This is a genomic window from Winogradskyella flava (assembly GCF_014243395.1).
In the GTDB taxonomy this organism is placed as follows: Bacteria; Bacteroidota; Bacteroidia; order Flavobacteriales; family Flavobacteriaceae; genus Winogradskyella; species Winogradskyella flava.
The window spans coordinates 1535462-1551682 of sequence record NZ_JACLCP010000001.1; the positions used below are offsets into that span (position 1 = coordinate 1535462).

Below are 16221 nucleotides of genomic sequence, written 5' to 3' on the forward strand. Positions count from 1 at the left end.
TAGCTAAACATCAGAAAGATACAATTAATTCATTTTACTACAAATGCTATGCTGTAAAAGGATTTTTTATACGATAAAAGACTTTATTAGTATTTGGCGAATGTTATTTTACTTACCCAGCTTCCACCAACAATAATTAGTAATATGCCACCCCAGCGCATTATATTGAATCTAGGTGATGGTGCGTCCATATCAAATTCAAATACAGATTTACCAAAGGCATCTTTATCTGTTTTAATATTTTTTGCATCTTCAGGCAGTTCAATAATAAATGTTTGTTGAAGATTACCTCCAAATTCTGGTGGACTGCTTACCAACATATATTTATTCTCAGTTAGTTCTGTGAGTTGTGCATTTTTTTGATCAGTATCTACAAGCCACTTCCCTCGCTTGTTGATCTCACAGGCTCCATAAGCATTTAATCTAAGACTGAAGGAGCGATTCATATCATCCTTTTCTAATTTAAAATCATCTAAAAAATAGGCTGGCATAGCACGCTCCATATCGCGCTTTAAAGCTGATGGATTATTACCATAATTCGCATTCCAAGTTTGCCATTCTTGAGCGTTCATAGTCATTGAGATATTCAGTTTTGCATTACCGATAGAATCAATGCGCATTTCAATTTTCTGTTGAGATTGTGCTTTAATATCTGAACTAAAGAACAGTACATACACAATAAATATTCTTACTAGTGTTTTCATTTGTTTTGATTTTTTATCTGATACTATTGTAGACTTGGTTAATTATTCCTGAATTTTGATTATACATATAGTCTGGTGCTCCTACAGCGACTAAACGGAAGCCTCCTTGGCGCTTAAGAATTTTACCAACCCAATTAAAAGTTCCATTGCTAGAGTATGTTACTCCAGAAATACTATTACCATTTGATTGATAATTAAGACTCAAACCAAAATTTGTAAAATATTGTGTTAATGTATTCATTGCTTCTTGACTAGTGTTTGAAGGTATGTCGTAGATAGATGCAGTTGTCATTTGGTCTGGTGCAACTGCTTGGGCTGTAAGTATTGGCATTTGAGGTACTGGTTGCATCATAGTTTGCCATCCATTTGGAATTGAAAATGAAAGCGCATTACCTGAAGTTCTTATACGATTATCTGGGACTCTAATGTTATTATGACCTTCGTTTGATCTATTTGGTTGACTACCAGACCATGAAGCCACAATGTCATCTACTTTTTTACGCATAAAATCGTTGTCCTTTAAATCCATAGATGTTACTCCTTGTGCATTTACATTGTGTATGTCTACTATAGTATATCTAGGATCTCCTGCTTGCGATTTTTGAATAAACTCGTTTAGTTGCTTTTGACCTTGTTTGTAAGCATCTTCTGCGCTCATAATATTGCCTAAACCTTCGCCACCAATTCCAGTAGCTTCAATGGCATAGTATTGCCCATTCATTCTAAAACCAGGATAGGCATGACCTGGTACCATATAGATTACTGGATCTATACCGGCAGCAGAAAGAACACTGGCATATAAGACACTTAGCTCTATACAAAGTCCTGTATTGCCTGTGATAACTTCTCTAGGAAGCCTTACTTGTTGTACGATACTCTGTACATCCTCTGTAGATTTTGGAATACCTTTTGTGCCACTATATACCATATGAGACTTTCGTGTGGCTTCATATATTCCGCCTAAAAAGCGTACGGCATCTTCTGGTTTACGAGTTACAGAAGCGGCTTCTCCTTTGAGCAGTTTTTCTTGAAGGTTTTGCGTATAATACTTTACTACTGGATCATTTGGAGTTACAAAGCAGGCAATTAGTGCATCGTTGTCATACATGTCTGCCCAAGAGCTAATTTCGTCAGATTTTATGCCTGTGTATACATACTCATTTCTATTAGTAAGTTTAAAAGTGAAATCCTCTTCAATGATATCATCCTCTTCAGCATCATCCCAAGAAATTTCTATTTCTGCTTTTTCAACAGATTCTGTAGTTTTTTCAGTAATATCTGTATCAAATTTTGGGTAACATGGTACGACTAAAGTCTGTCCTGGAAACATCTCCCCAGAAACCGTTAACTCGGTCCAATCTATATAATTTGGTATGCGATATTTTACGGTGACATCTTCTAAAGTTTCTGAAGAATTATTGGTGATTTTTGCTTTAAATAGATGATATTTTCCATCTAGAGCTTCAGGATTTGCATAAACACGATGCGCTGCGGGCATTATAAAGGCAGATTTTTCAATGACGATAGCAATATCGTCAGCACTACTTTTAGTACCAGAAATGAAACTGAAAGCAGTTAAGGTAATTCCTATGACGCAAGGCGCTAATGGGATGATTAGTTTCTTCATAATTAATTAATTTTAAATTTTATTATTGTCTTTGTGGATCGAAAGGAAAATTGTCTTGAGTATCTGGCGTACCATCTAAGTCAGAATCTCTCACACTATTATCAATGATTAGGAGTTGCCAATGAATAGGTAGGAAAGTATTCATCACGAGATTATCGAATTCTGCAGTAGGTCCAGATGCTACAGAAACGGAAGCAAATGTTGAACCTAATGAGGTGTCAAAATAGGAATTGATATCAACTAGACCAGTGAAATTTCCAAATCTTATTAGCCTAGAGCTTTTACTTATAATAAAGCTTCCTTGTGGCTGTGTTGCATTTGTTTCACAATCTACAGAAAAGTTCCCTGTATGTCCGTAAAAAGCAAAAAGTTGATTCACTTCTGTAGCAACAATATCTAGGATATTAACTTGACTTAATGAAGTGAGACCTGGTACATACCTCCAAACCACTTGATTATCATTTCTAAAAACATTAACTCCTATGCCTTGTTGGTTTTCAAAGCCAGAATAGCCATTTGGCAGAGTGAAACCAAGTTGTGGATATTGGCTATGTATAAACTGTTGACCTGGATTAGCTATTGTAGGAATTTGCGTTAATGGTAATGGAAGTCCATGGGCGTTATCCCAATAACCTGCTGTAGGTCCAGTTACGTTTTCACAAAGTTGAGATGTGAAATTAGCAAGTTGGTTTCTATTGTTGTTATTAGAATCTGAACTACAAGCTGAAACTATTAGAAACGCTAATAAGAGCTCTAGATAATTAAATGATTTCATAATTATATTGGTTTGTTTCCTTTATATCGAAGCAGTTATAAAATGTCATCATTTTAATACTACCTTTGTATAAATTTTAAGGAATGCACAAGGCAGGTTTTGTAAATATTATTGGTAATCCTAATGTTGGGAAGTCTACATTAATGAATGCCTTTATAGGCGAGAAATTATCAATAATCACATCTAAAGCTCAGACAACAAGACACCGAATTCTAGGTATTGTTAATGGTGATGATTTTCAGGTAATATTAAGTGATACACCGGGAATTATAAAACCGGCTTATGAGCTACAGGCATCCATGATGGACTTTGTAAAGTCAGCCTTCGAGGATGCCGATGTTTTGGTGTATATGGTTGAAATAGGCGAGAAAGAATTAAAGGATGAAGCCTTTTTTAAAAAGATTACCAATTCTAAGATTCCGGTTTTATTATTATTGAATAAAATAGATAAATCCAATCAAGAACTATTGGAAGAACAAGCCGAAATTTGGCAGAAGAAAGTACCCAATGCGGAGTTTTATCCCATTTCAGCTTTAAATGGATTTAACGTTCAGAATGTCTTTGACAGAATTATAGAATTGCTGCCAGAATCTCCTGCATTTTATCCAAAAGATCAATTAACGGATAAGCCTGAGCGATTTTTTGTTAATGAAGCCATAAGGGAAAAAATATTAATGCATTACAAAAAGGAAATTCCTTATGCCGTTGAGGTAGATACTGAAGAATTTTTTGAAGAAGATAATATTATCAGGATGCGATCTGTTATAATGGTAGAACGCGAGACTCAAAAAGGTATTATCATTGGACATAAAGGTTCTGCTTTAAAAAGAGTTGGAGTAGAGGCGCGTAAGGATTTGGAGAAATTCTTTGGTAAACAAGTACATTTAGAGTTATATGTAAAGGTTAATAAGAACTGGAGAAATAATCATAGCCAGTTGAGGCGTTTTGGCTATAATCAGAAATAAGTTAAGACATCGATTGGATCTCTTTATCTCTTAGAGTATCACGCATAAAATGGTGTAACTGATGCATCTGTTCCATACCTGCTTTTTTGCCTAAGCGCCCACTAAAATACAGTGCAAACCAAATCACAATCATGAGTAACGTAACGAATAGTTGTATGGCGTAATCATTTCCTAAAGACCAATTGACATAGGCCCAAATGGAAAATCCAATAAATAGACCTGCCACCGCAAAATGCATAAACATAAACATGGTCCAAACCGTTGGGTTAGGTCCAAAAAGACCATAAATTTTGCTTACATCTTTTTCATCGTAATCATCATTAATCTCTAAATGTAGCTGAGGTGACCAGAAGTGTTGTTTTTCTTTTGGGATTTTGATAAAAATATGATCATCAACTCGTGATACTATGAAATCGGACTGAGATTTGGATTTATTCTCAAACAGCACAAGCAAGTTTTCACGTTCGGCATTAACATTGAACTTAAAACGAGGTCTTAAAACAATATCGTTAGACAGTTCCATGGTAAAAGGAATTGATTATTTTAGAATCAAAAACTCACAACGTCGATTGATAGAAAACTCCGTTTCGGTACAGTTATCACCACATGGCACTAATGGTTGTGTTTCTCCGTAACCTTTGGAGGTTAATCGAGATCTTTCTATGCCATTATCAACAAGATATTCTAATGTAGCTCTTGCGCGTTTTATCGAGAGATCCATATTAAAATCATATCCAGCTCTAGAGTCTGTATGTGCTCCAAGTTGAATTTCCATACGTGGATATTTTTCCAATAGTGCTACTAAGACATCCAATGTTTTTGCTGCTTGTGGTTTTATATCCCATTTGGCAAAATCAAAATAAATGTTTTCTAGTTCAATAAATGTATTACCCTTATCGTCATCGGTGACGATTTCTTCGGCATCTTTATAAGATTCAATTTCCAGTTCTATATTAAACTCAATATTGCCGCTATCATTAGTATTGAAATACACATTTTCAGGAATATATTTTGGCTGGAAACCTTCAATATAATAACTACGATTTGGCTCTGTTTCTAATTTATAACGAGCATCTTCGCCAACGATCATTTCGCCTATTATATTACCATCTTTATCAAATAGTGTTACGGTTGTATTTGGTAGAAGTTCTCCCGTAACTTTGTCTGTAACAAACCCTTCTATATAATATGTTCTATTGGTGAGTATACGTTTAAATGTATAGATATTATCACCACCCTCTCTATTTGAAGAGATGTAACCTGTGTTTAGGGAATCTACTACTACAAAAGCAAAATCATCATTCGAGGTATTGATGGATTCGCCCAAATTAAGCGCATCCAAGTATGTATTATCTTTTAAACTGCTTGAGTACAAGTCGAGCCCACCGAATCCGTGTCTTCCATTTGACGCAAAATACAGTGTGCTATCCTTTGACATATATGGGAATTGTTCTCTTCGTATAGAGTTTATTGCTACTCCCAGATTAACAGGTTCTCCGAAAGTACCATCATCTAATACATCTACATAATAAATATCGAAAGATCCAATGCTACCAGGCATATCACTGGAGAAATACAATTTGGTTTCGTCATAGCTTAGCGCAGGATGCATTGTGGAATATAGTTCACTTGAAAATGATACTGGTTCAACATTGGTCCATTCATTATTTATAAGTTCAGCTTTGTAAATATTAACAACAGCAATTTTTGTGGAATCAATATCCACACGTTTCTTTCTATTTCTAGAAAAGTACATGGTTTTACCATCTTTAGTGAAGATAGCACTACTTTCGTGCTGTTTTTTGGTGTTTATTATATCAGTAAAGGGCTTGATGTTGTCTAGTGATATGGTATCTTTTTTTGATACTTGAGCTTCATAGAGATCTAAATATGGTTTTTTATTCCATCTGTATTGTGGATTGTCCGGATTCTGGCTTGAAGCAAATACAATCTTTTCTCCAAAAATGCCCACGCCAAAATTTGATGCACTAGTTTCACTTGTAATATTATAGAGTTCGTAGGTGTAAGGAACTATCTTCTGTAGTTTAGATTTGAATTCCTCAGTATTTAGGGTGTCTCTCAGGTATTTCGTAGATACCTCATCTGCTAATTCATAATTTTTTGTACCTCTTAATACATCGAAGTATTTAAAGTAAAATGTCTTTGAAACTTGAGGAATTATATTTGGGTTGTAGATTTTAGAATAGACTTCATAGGCTTTTTCAAACTCTGAATTAAAATAATAACAATCTCCAAGCTTTTCGAGAATAGCAGAGGTTTTTGGCAGCTTAGTGTAAATTTCAGCGGCTTCTAAATAGGCTCTATTATTGTACAAAGCATCTGCCTTTCTCAAAGATTGGGCAAAGCTAAGAGAGCTTGAGAAAGTAATTATTAGTAATATGATTAGTTTGACTGCTTTCATCTATTATCTATTAGAAAAACCTTGGTGATTTATCATATCCTTTACCAAATTTACTGATATTGAATAGTAGGAAAATTTCATGGGATCCAGAATTAAACTTACCTAAGTTGGATAGTGTATAATCATAGGCATAACCAACTCTTATCGATGGCGTAATAGCTAGATTTACCAATCCACTCAATGAATCATCAAATCGATAGGCAGCACCAATTTCTATCTTTTCATTAATTAATACGTTTGTAGTAAAGTCAAATGATAAGGGCGAACCACCAACATATTTGCTCATAATAGCTGGCTTTAATTTTAAGTTGTCATTAATTTGAAATACATAGCCTCCAGTGAAGAATAAATGAATATTTTCAGAGCCTTGGGTCACAATACCACTGTCCTCATCCAAATGTTTTGATTCAAATAGATTTGGTGCAGAGAGCCCTAAATAATAGTTTTCGGTGAAATAGAATAAACCTGCTCCAATATTTGGAAATGTTCTACTTAAGTTTTCAGCAAAAGCAGGATCTGGCAATGGGTCTGAATATACAAAACCATTAAAATCTGTACTAAAAAACGTTGCACCGGCTTTAATACCGAATGACAATTTGGACATCTCTCCAACGGGAAGTACATAGGCAATATCTACAAAGGCATTAGTTTGTTTGACTACATCTCCAATCTCATCATGGATGATTGAAATGCCTCCTTCTAGTCGATTGGTTAATGTGGAATGAGCAAACAACGTCCCTGTAGTGGGACCTCCAACTGAACCAGCCCATTGTGTGCGATAAAGAAGACCTACATTTATCAAAGAGCCATCATCAGTTGCGTAAGCTGGATTGAGTACACTCATATTGTACATATATTGTGTGTACTGAGGATCTTGTTGCGCATGCGTGCTTAAACCCATTATCAGGATTAAAAATGATAAGCTGTATTTTAAAGTCTTACTTAACATCGTTTGTATATCATAATTATCGGTTTAAATAAACCCGTCCTTGTAATGGTTTTCGTGTCCCGTCGTTAAACTCCAGAATATAGAAATAAACGCCTACGGGAACTACCTTATCGCTTTTTCTTGAAGTACCATTCCATCGTTCTGATGAGATATCGCCTTCATATAATACATTACCATAGCGATTGTAAATAGTAAGTTTAAAGTTAGGGTATAGTTCATTCAGATTTACGATATGAAAATCATCATTTATTGTATCGCCATTTGGAGAGAACCCATCGGGTATTATCAACTCTAAAACGCAATCAATGAATGTTACGGTAATTGCTAATCGAATTGTGCTTTCACAACCAGACTCAGACGATAGCGATGCGTAGTATGTAACACCATCTTCAAGAGCGTCAGTTTCTGAATATATAGTGCCACCAGTTGGTGAATCGTACCAAATAATAGCTCCGGAACTAGTAATATTTGCTGTTAGATCTGCTACTGTTGGGTCATCAAACTCACAAAAATCACCACCATCACTTGTAATTTGTGGTGTTGCAATATCTAGAATAAATATTTCAATAGGACTAATGACAGTAGTATCTGCGCTACAAAACTCCCCAACAAAATATAGTTCTGTTATTCGAAGAATAGTTGATCCCGTATTTTGTAATGAACTCGCTGGAATCGTAAACGAAGCACTTCCGCCAGTTATGGTTATGGTTATTGAATTTGTGTCTACATTATCACCACTGAGTTCGTAAACAATATCGTAGTCACCGTCTGCAAGTTGATTTGCACCGTTGATATTAACTGTTATATCCTCTCCAAAACAAGTAATGCCATCTATTGACATGTTAAGTCCAATAGCATTAGGAACATTGCCAATAGCCACCGTTACAGAGGCATCATCAGTTAAATTGCATATTGTGGAGTTAACCGTATAAGTATATATACCTGCCGTATCAACATTAGGGTCAAAAATTCCTGTACCACTTGCCAAAGCGGGAGACCATGTTCCACCTGAATCAGGTGTTCCTCCCAGACTATCAAAAAGATCAATAATTGTGGTGTCGTCGACACAAATATCTAGTGTCGCATCAGTTCCAGCATTTGGTGGCGGAATAACAGTGACTGTTACATTTGCCGATGCAGCAGGGCAATCTGATGCGCTGTTTGAAACCGTATATGTATATATACCTCCTGAATCAATATTTGGATCAAAAATACCTGTTCCACTATTTAATACTGGTGACCAAGAACCACCTGCTTGGGGAGTGCCGCCTAAACTATCAAAAAGATCTACAGGTGTATCGTTGCTACAAATGTCCAATGTGCCATCAGTGCCTGCATCATTTACACCTGAAAAAGATACTGTGACGGTCGCAGAGCTAGTGCCACATATATTAGTTATGGTGTATGTGTATATGCCTTCTGAATCTACATTAGGATTGAAAATTCCCGTTCCGCTTGCTAAAGCAGGAGACCACGTGCCTCCTAAATCAGGAGTTCCAGATAAGCTATCGAAGAGGTCAACGTTATTTGTCGAACCACATAAATTTAATGTACTATCACCACCAGCATCTGGCTCATCGACTATAGTTACTGTAACTATTGCTGAATCAGCAGGGCAATCCGATGCACTGTTTGAGATGGTGTACGTATATATACCTCCTTCATCAATACTAGGGTCAAAAATCCCAGTGCCACTATTCAACGTTGGTGACCATATACCACCTGGTTGAGGTGTACCTCCAAGACTGTCAAACAAGTCCACAGATACATTATTAATACAAATATCTAAAGCACCATTATCGCCAGCATCATTTAAATTTGTAAATGAAACTGTAACCGTGGCAGAATTAGTGCTGCATATGTTTGTAACGGTGTATGTGTAAATGCCTTCGGGATCTGTATTTGGATTAAAAATTCCGGTGCCACTTGATAGCACAGGGGACCATGTACCGCCTGAATCAGGAGTTCCTCCTAAACTATCAAATAGGTCGGTATTATTGGTTGCACCACATAAGTTCAACGTACCGTCAGTACCTGAATTTGGTTCTTCCAAAACGGATACCGTAACCGTTGCAGAGGCACTAGGACAAGATGCTAAATTACTCGTAACAGTATAAGTGTAAGTTCCGCTAAGATCGACACTAGGATCAAAAATTCCAGTTCCACTTGTAAGGGCAGGTGACCATGTTCCTCCAGTATCAGGAGAGCCTCCCAAACTATTAAATAAATCTACTGGTGCATCTGTGTCACAAATATCAAGAAATCCATTCTCTCCAGCACTTATAGGATCTGCAATTAAAACTGTTACCGTCGATGTACTATCATCGCATAGTAAAGAACTCACAGTATACGTATAAATTCCTGCTGCATCTGTATTAGGATCAAAAATTCCTGTACCGCTAGCAAGCGCAGGAGTCCAAGTTCCACTAATATCTGGAGTGCCTCCAAGACTATTAAACAAATCTACTGTGTTCGAAGTATTACAAATTTCAAGATTGCCATCGGTACCAGCATCAGGTGCTGTTTCAATAGAAACCGAAACAGTTGCAGAATCACTCACACATGGTCCTGTTGCTGTGGTCATATATGTGTAAGCACCTGCTGTATCAATAGTCGGGTCAAAAATTCCAGTACCACTAGCAAGCATAGGAGACCAAGTGCCTCCAGTATCTGGTGTACCTCCCAAACTATCAAATAAATCTACTGGAGCATCATCAGAGCATAACTGTAATGAGCCATTAGTACCGGCATTCAAAAATGGAATAATGGAAATTGTGACTATAGCTGACACATCCGTACAAGGTGGAGTTCCCAGAACGGTATAGGTGTAAGAGCCTTCTGAGTCTACTAATGGGTCAAAAATCCCAGTTCCACTAGAAAGAGTTGGTGTCCATACGCCTCCAGCATCGGGAGTGCCACCTAGAATATTAAAAAGGTCAATTGCGGAGTCGTTACTACATAAATCTAAGTTCGCATCCAGACCAGCATTGGGTTCAGCGATGATAGAAACTGTAACCGTAGATGAGGCATCTGTGCAAGGCGGAGCACCTGTAACGGTATATGTATATATACCTGCAGGATCAACTGCAGGATCAAAAATTCCAGTACCACTGCTTAAAGTTGGCGACCATGTTCCACCTGTTTCTGGTGTACCTCCCAAGCTATCAAACAGATCTATAGTTGATGTGTTATTACTACACAAATCAAGTGATGCGCTTGTACCAGCATTTGGTATTTCATTTACAGTTACTGTCACTGTCGCTGAATCATCGGGACAAGGAGCGTTGCCAGAAAATGAATAGGTGTAAATACCTTCGGCATCAACTGAGGGATCAAAAATTCCAGTACCACTAGCAAGTGTAGGTGACCAAATACCACCTGTATCTGGCGTTCCTCCTAGGCTATTAAATAAATCAATAGTGCTACCATCATTACATATATCTACAGCTCCATCTTCACCTGCATCTTTAAAAAGTTCTACAGATACCGTTACTGTTGCTGAGGACGCAGTACAAGGTGGTGTTCCTAAGATGGTATAGGTGTAAATGCCTTCTGAATCTAAGGATGGATCAAAAATACCTGTTCCACTTGCAAGCAACGGAGACCAGGTTCCTCCAGCTTCTGGAGTGCCGCCTAAACTGGCAAATAAATCTATAGGACCACTATCACTGCAAAGATCAAGTGTGCTACTGGTACCTGCGTCTGGTTGAGGTGAAATGGTCACGATAACAGTAGAAGATGCGTCAGGACAAGTATTTACTGAACTCACTGTATATGTATAAGTTCCTGGTGGATCAATGCTTGGGTCAAACACACCAGTGCCGCTGTCAAGAGTTGGAGACCATGTTCCGCCTGTTTCTGGCATACCTCCTAGACTATCAAACAAATCGAAAGTCATAGTGTCGTTGTCGCACAAATCTAAAGTTCCACTTGCTCCTGGGTCCGGACCAGCTGTTAAGGTTACCGTAACTGCTAATCGTCCTGAGCTTTCACATGGTGGATCTAGAGTGGAGGCGTAGTAGGTTTGGCCATTGACCAATGGTGTTGTTTCTGATAAAGGTAAGGCCGAAGCCAAAGATATATACCAGTTATTCATGCCGCTTGCGACTAAATCGGCTATTGTTGGTGTTATTTGGGAATTAAAACAAAACTCCTGTATGGCATCTCCCGTTGGAATAGGTGTAAGCCCAACATTTACCAAAACCGAAAGTCGTGATGTTCTGCAACCTGAATCAGGATTAGCTTGATCTGCGTAATAAATAGTATCGTCTATTAAAATATCACTACCATTTAGTGGAGTTCCACCAGAAGCGGTTAAATACCATTGTACATCATTACCTAACGCAACTAAATCTGCAACAGTAGCAAGCGATGGATCATCAAAACAAACACCTTGAAAATTTTGACCAACTGGTGGTCCATATATAATAACATCAACTCTCGCTCTTGCTCCACAGGTTCCTGTGTTGTCATCTGCATAATAATCTTGGCCGTCCACAAGACCATCTGATGGAGACAAAGGTGTTGTAGATGTAGCAGTGTCGTACCATGTTATACCTCCGCCATTATCAATTGCCTGCAAATCACTAACTAGTAACGACTCAAGATCACAAAATGACTGGTTTGGATTAGTTACAGTTGGGCACTGGCCATAAACTGAAGTCAGTCCTAAAGTCATTAATGAGATAAGGAATACTATAAAAGTAGAATTTGACTCTATACTGTATCGTTTAACTTTCATTGAAAATTTAAACTATTTTTTTATGCTGAAATCGATGCTATGGATTAGTAACAGCAAGTTCAATTATTATTATGTTTTCTTGCTAAATCGCATAATAGAGGGGAAACAAATATATATAAATAGCGTTGACTTAACAAAATAAAACTTTAATTTTGAATGTAATTTCTTACTTTTTCATGTATTTTATCTATTTTTAAGTACCGTTATACCCTCATTTGAATCATACTGCATTAGATATAAACTAGTATTTGAGTAGATATTTTTATTGGTTTTTTTGTATTCAAACTTAAGATGAGAATGCTCTGATGTAATGGTTTCAAAGGTATTCTCAAAAGATGTGTTTTGAGATATTCTCAACAGTATATCTAAGGTGACGTTAAAGCCTAATACTGCTGATCGCGTGGGAGCGACATCATATATGTCTCTATATGTTATTTCAAAATCAGTTTTAGCATTATTAATTTCTGGATACATTATTGATGGGAAAATCAACTTTAGAATACGGTAGCGCATTTTAGAAACTTCATTTTGTTTAGGCAGAAGTGAAGTTTCCATTAAGACCAGTTGAATGTCATAATCGGCAAGCTGATTCATTAAAGCCGTCGTTGTATTAAGGAAAACTATGGTTTTTTCACTGTCCAATATGACATAGTTAAGTTTATTGCTATCTAGAGCATCTTGCAATGCGTTAGTTTCAAAAAAACCGGCATTATCTACTTTTAAGAACTTCGCATTAGGAATAGCTTGTTGAATTAAGCCTTTGTTTTGAGCTTCTTCCAAGTCACTAACAACGATGACTTGCGCATCTTGATTAGAAATATAATCAAGTGTTTTTCGCTTTTGAATATCATAAGGAGGCATCGCCTTAAGAAGTGTATTGTTACCAGCTGAATTAATATTTGATTCTATATCGATTATAGAAAGCGACTGGTTAGAAATTATTTCAGGATAGTTGTTGCCATTTTCTAAAAAAGGAACTAGAACAGCATTTTTTTCGTAATCACTTTCAATATTTAATCCTTGCTTTAGATTATTATTTTTAATTAAGGTAATTTCAAAATTTAAATTTAAGGCTTTAGCAGAATCAATAGCAATTTGCGCACCTTGGAAAAAGTCTATAAACCTTTGGTAGTCACTATTGCTATTCACCATTTCTTCTCTCAATTCAGAAGATCGAAGTTCCTCGCTAGAGAAAGGTGTATAGAAGTAGAGGCCATTAGCTTTGTCGATATTTAAACTAGAATATAGTGCGTCATTTTTGTTAGTTTCTGTATTAGTCGACGCAACTACATCTTCTTTTGTAGACTCAGAATTATCATTAGTAACAACTGAATCACTTGTAGCTTCACGTGGCATTTTTATAATGTCACCGGCATTTACAGCTGTTGATAATTTTGGATTTAATGTTGTTAACTGATCTATCGTCATGTCGGCTTTTCTGGATAGACTAAAGAGGGTTTCTTTTGGTTTTATGATATAGTCCACATATTGTGTATTCGTTGAATCTACTTTCGTAGTATTTGAATCGGTAGTTTCGGCCACAACATCTGCTGAATTTAACCCGTCTTCATCACGATTATTTTCTGTTAATGGTTGGTCTGTACTGTTTTCGTTGGCTTCAACTTCCGCCAGAGTATCCTCATTGTTGTTAATTGGCTTTTCGATATCTATTAAATGGCCAGCCATTAGCATATCTATAATGTGAGGGTTTTGTTCCTCTAGTTGGTCAATGGTCATATTGAATCGTTTGGCCAACTCAAATTTTGTATCTCCTCGCTTTACTAAGTATTCACCTGGATTTTGATAGACGTTGTTTTTATCTGGAATAGTCAAAACTTGCCCTATCTGTAAAAATTCTGAAAGTTGACTTGCATTGACGTCAGTAAGTTGTTCAACACTAACACCATATCTCCTCGAAATTCCCCAGAGTGTTTCACCTTTTACAACACGATGTTCGCCCTCATTAACTCGTTCTTCTTCCCTTATGGTTTTATCGACATTAATAATATGTCCAGCCTGTAACATTCTAATAATGTGAGGATTTTGTTGCTCTAGCATCGCTATGCTAACTCCAAATCGTTTAGAGAGGCCAGATTTAGTTTCACCGCGTTTTACTTCGTAGTTGGTGATTTTATTTTCTGAGGTGACAGTATTACTATTGGATGAATTGGGCATTGGTATCTTTAGGGTTCTACCTGCATAAATCACATCTTCAGAACCAGGATTCAGTTGGAAGATGGCATTCATACTAACGCCATATTTTTTGGAGATTACATAAACACTTTCGCCTTTTTTTATGGGATGATCAATAATGTTCTCTTGAGCTATAGTAAATTTTGAGCTTAAAATGAAAATTATGATAAGCGTAAAAAGTCTCCCCATCCTTATTCTAAAATTTATTTTTACCAATCGGTATTTATCGTAGCAAGAAAAATACGTAAACACTTATATAAGCAAATGCACCTATTCAACAAGGGGCTATTGTCTTGTAGATGCCTATTTCTTAAAGTGTAATTGTGTAAATAATTACTTATGTTTAATGTAGGTTAAAATTACTAAAAATATGGGCTGTAGATTTTAAACCAATACTTGTTATCAACATGATATTAACAGTTTAAAGATCAATTTCTTCTGAAAAAAATGTAGCCAATAATTTCATTGAAAAGTGGCCTTTAGTCCAGTAAAACTATAAAGTATATACTATCTTTGTGCCCTAAATAAAATTCGATGGGAAATATTGTAGCCGTAGTAGGTCGTCCAAATGTTGGAAAGTCCACATTTTTTAATCGTTTGATTAAAAGACGAGAGGCTATTGTTGATGCGGTTAGTGGTGTGACCAGAGATCGTCATTACGGTAAAACCGATTGGAACGGAAAGGAGTTTTCCTTAATTGATACAGGTGGATATGTCGTTGGCAGTGATGATGTGTTTGAAGCAGAAATTGATAAGCAAGTAGAATTGGCCATTGATGAAGCTGATGCTATCATTTTTATGGTAGATGTAGAAGCTGGCGTAACTGGTATGGATGAAGATGTAGCAAATTTGCTTAGAAAAGTAGATAAGCCTGTGTTTTTGGTCGTAAATAAGGTGGATAACAATAAGAGAGCGGAAGATGCAGTAGAATTTTATGCACTTGGTTTAGGGGAATATTTTACCATCGCTAGTATCAATGGAAGCGGCACGGGAGATTTATTAGATGCTGTTGTTGAAGCTTTACCAGAAAAAGAGGAGCTGGAAGAAGAACAGTTACCTCGTTTTGCGGTAGTAGGAAGACCGAATGCTGGCAAGTCATCTTTTATAAATGCATTAATAGGTGAGGAGCGATACATAGTGACAGATATTGCTGGTACAACAAGAGATTCTATTGATACTAAATACAATCGTTTTGGTTTTGAGTTTAACTTGGTGGATACTGCCGGGATTCGCAGAAAATCAAAAGTTAAGGAGGATTTGGAATTCTACTCTGTAATGCGAAGTGTAAGAGCTATCGAACATAGTGATGTTTGTCTTTTGGTGGTTGACGCTACTCGAGGATTCGATGGACAGGTACAGAATATTTTTTGGTTGGCAGAACGCAATAGGAAAGGCATTGTAATTCTTGTGAACAAATGGGATTTGGTAGAAAAGGAAACCAAAACAGCTAAGGAATTTGAGCAACATATTAGAAAGGAAATAGCTCCATTTACAGACGTGCCCATTGTATTCATTTCCGTACTCAACAAGCAGCGAATTTTTAAGGCTATTGAAACCGCTGTAGAAGTTTATAAAAACAGAACAAAGCGCATTAAAACAAGTGTTCTCAATGATGTGCTATTACCAATTATTGAAAGTAATCCCCCACCTGCGTATAAGGGCAAGTATGTTAAAATAAAATATATCATGCAATTGCCGACGCCACAACCACAATTTGCGTTTTTCTGTAATTTACCACAATATGTAAAAGAGCCTTATAAACGATTTTTGGAAAATCAGTTGCGAGATCATTTTGATTTTACTGGTGTTCCCGTTAGTGTGTACATGCGTAAAAAATAGTATTTT

At 36.6% G+C, this 16221-nt stretch carries 10 protein-coding genes; 2 read left to right on the forward strand and 8 right to left on the reverse strand.

From position 1 onward, the window contains the following. Positions 1 to 86: 86 nt before the first annotated feature. From H7F21_RS06550 to H7F21_RS06560, 3 genes are read right to left on the reverse strand one after another with little or no spacing between them, the layout of a single operon-like run. On the reverse strand, positions 87 to 704 hold the full coding sequence (locus H7F21_RS06550) for a hypothetical protein (RefSeq protein WP_185788393.1): 618 nt from the start codon (positions 702 to 704) through the stop codon (positions 87 to 89). Positions 705 to 717: 13 nt separating this feature from the next. Continuing rightward, complete coding sequence (locus H7F21_RS06555) at positions 718 to 2331, reverse strand: hypothetical protein (RefSeq protein ID WP_185788394.1); 1614 nt, start codon at positions 2329 to 2331, stop codon at positions 718 to 720. A gap of 22 nt (positions 2332 to 2353) precedes the next feature. Beyond that, positions 2354 to 3106 (reverse strand): hypothetical protein, encoded by a 753-nt coding sequence (locus H7F21_RS06560; protein WP_185788395.1) that lies wholly within the window; start codon positions 3104 to 3106, stop codon positions 2354 to 2356. Positions 3107 to 3189: 83 nt separating this feature from the next. On the opposite strand from H7F21_RS06560, the gene era reads away from it, so the two are divergent. After that, complete coding sequence (era, locus tag H7F21_RS06565; RefSeq protein WP_185788396.1) at positions 3190 to 4071, forward strand: GTPase Era; 882 nt, start codon at positions 3190 to 3192, stop codon at positions 4069 to 4071. Between the two features lies 1 nt (position 4072). On the opposite strand, the gene H7F21_RS06570 is transcribed toward era, so the two are convergent. The 5 genes from H7F21_RS06570 to H7F21_RS06590 all read right to left on the reverse strand — a co-directional run bounded on the left by H7F21_RS06570 (position 4073) and on the right by H7F21_RS06590 (position 14565). Continuing rightward, positions 4073 to 4594 (reverse strand): GTP-binding protein, encoded by a 522-nt coding sequence (locus tag H7F21_RS06570; protein WP_185788397.1) that lies wholly within the window; start codon positions 4592 to 4594, stop codon positions 4073 to 4075. 15 nt (positions 4595 to 4609) lie between these two features. Continuing rightward, entirely contained in the window at positions 4610 to 6493 is a 1884-nt protein-coding gene (locus H7F21_RS06575; RefSeq protein WP_185788398.1) for an OmpA family protein, read from the reverse strand. Between the two features lie 10 nt (positions 6494 to 6503). After that, positions 6504 to 7442 (reverse strand): PorP/SprF family type IX secretion system membrane protein, encoded by a 939-nt coding sequence (locus tag H7F21_RS06580; protein WP_185788399.1) that lies wholly within the window; start codon positions 7440 to 7442, stop codon positions 6504 to 6506. 16 nt (positions 7443 to 7458) lie between these two features. After that, the gene (locus tag H7F21_RS06585; protein ID WP_185788400.1) at positions 7459 to 12183 is read right to left on the reverse strand and encodes a T9SS type B sorting domain-containing protein; all 4725 of its coding nucleotides are present in this window, start codon (positions 12181 to 12183) and stop codon (positions 7459 to 7461) included. A 183-nt stretch (positions 12184 to 12366) separates the two neighbouring features. Then, positions 12367 to 14565: a muramidase family protein gene (locus tag H7F21_RS06590; RefSeq protein ID WP_185788401.1), complete on the reverse strand. Its 2199-nt coding sequence runs from the start codon at positions 14563 to 14565 to the stop codon at positions 12367 to 12369. A gap of 345 nt (positions 14566 to 14910) precedes the next feature. On the opposite strand from H7F21_RS06590, the gene der reads away from it, so the two are divergent. Beyond that, a complete protein-coding gene (der, locus tag H7F21_RS06595) occupies positions 14911 to 16215 on the forward strand; it encodes a ribosome biogenesis GTPase Der (protein ID WP_185788402.1) in 1305 nt (434 codons plus the stop codon). Positions 16216 to 16221 lie beyond the last annotated feature (6 nt).

Excerpts from the sequence above, each read along its gene's own strand:
- H7F21_RS06550 (WP_185788393.1), bottom strand. The coding sequence starts at position 704 with ATGAAAACACTAGTAAGAATATTTATTGTGTATGTACTGTTCTTTAGT.
- H7F21_RS06555 (WP_185788394.1), bottom strand. The coding sequence starts at position 2,331 with ATGAAGAAACTAATCATCCCATTAGCGCCTTGCGTCATAGGAATTACC.
- H7F21_RS06560 (WP_185788395.1), bottom strand. The coding sequence starts at position 3,106 with ATGAAATCATTTAATTATCTAGAGCTCTTATTAGCGTTTCTAATAGTT.
- era (WP_185788396.1), top strand. The coding sequence starts at position 3,190 with ATGCACAAGGCAGGTTTTGTAAATATTATTGGTAATCCTAATGTTGGG.
- H7F21_RS06570 (WP_185788397.1), bottom strand. The coding sequence starts at position 4,594 with ATGGAACTGTCTAACGATATTGTTTTAAGACCTCGTTTTAAGTTCAAT.
- H7F21_RS06575 (WP_185788398.1), bottom strand. The coding sequence starts at position 6,493 with ATGAAAGCAGTCAAACTAATCATATTACTAATAATTACTTTCTCAAGC.
- H7F21_RS06580 (WP_185788399.1), bottom strand. The coding sequence starts at position 7,442 with ATGTTAAGTAAGACTTTAAAATACAGCTTATCATTTTTAATCCTGATA.
- H7F21_RS06585 (WP_185788400.1), bottom strand. The coding sequence starts at position 12,183 with ATGAAAGTTAAACGATACAGTATAGAGTCAAATTCTACTTTTATAGTA.
- H7F21_RS06590 (WP_185788401.1), bottom strand. The coding sequence starts at position 14,565 with ATGGGGAGACTTTTTACGCTTATCATAATTTTCATTTTAAGCTCAAAA.
- der (WP_185788402.1), top strand. The coding sequence starts at position 14,911 with ATGGGAAATATTGTAGCCGTAGTAGGTCGTCCAAATGTTGGAAAGTCC.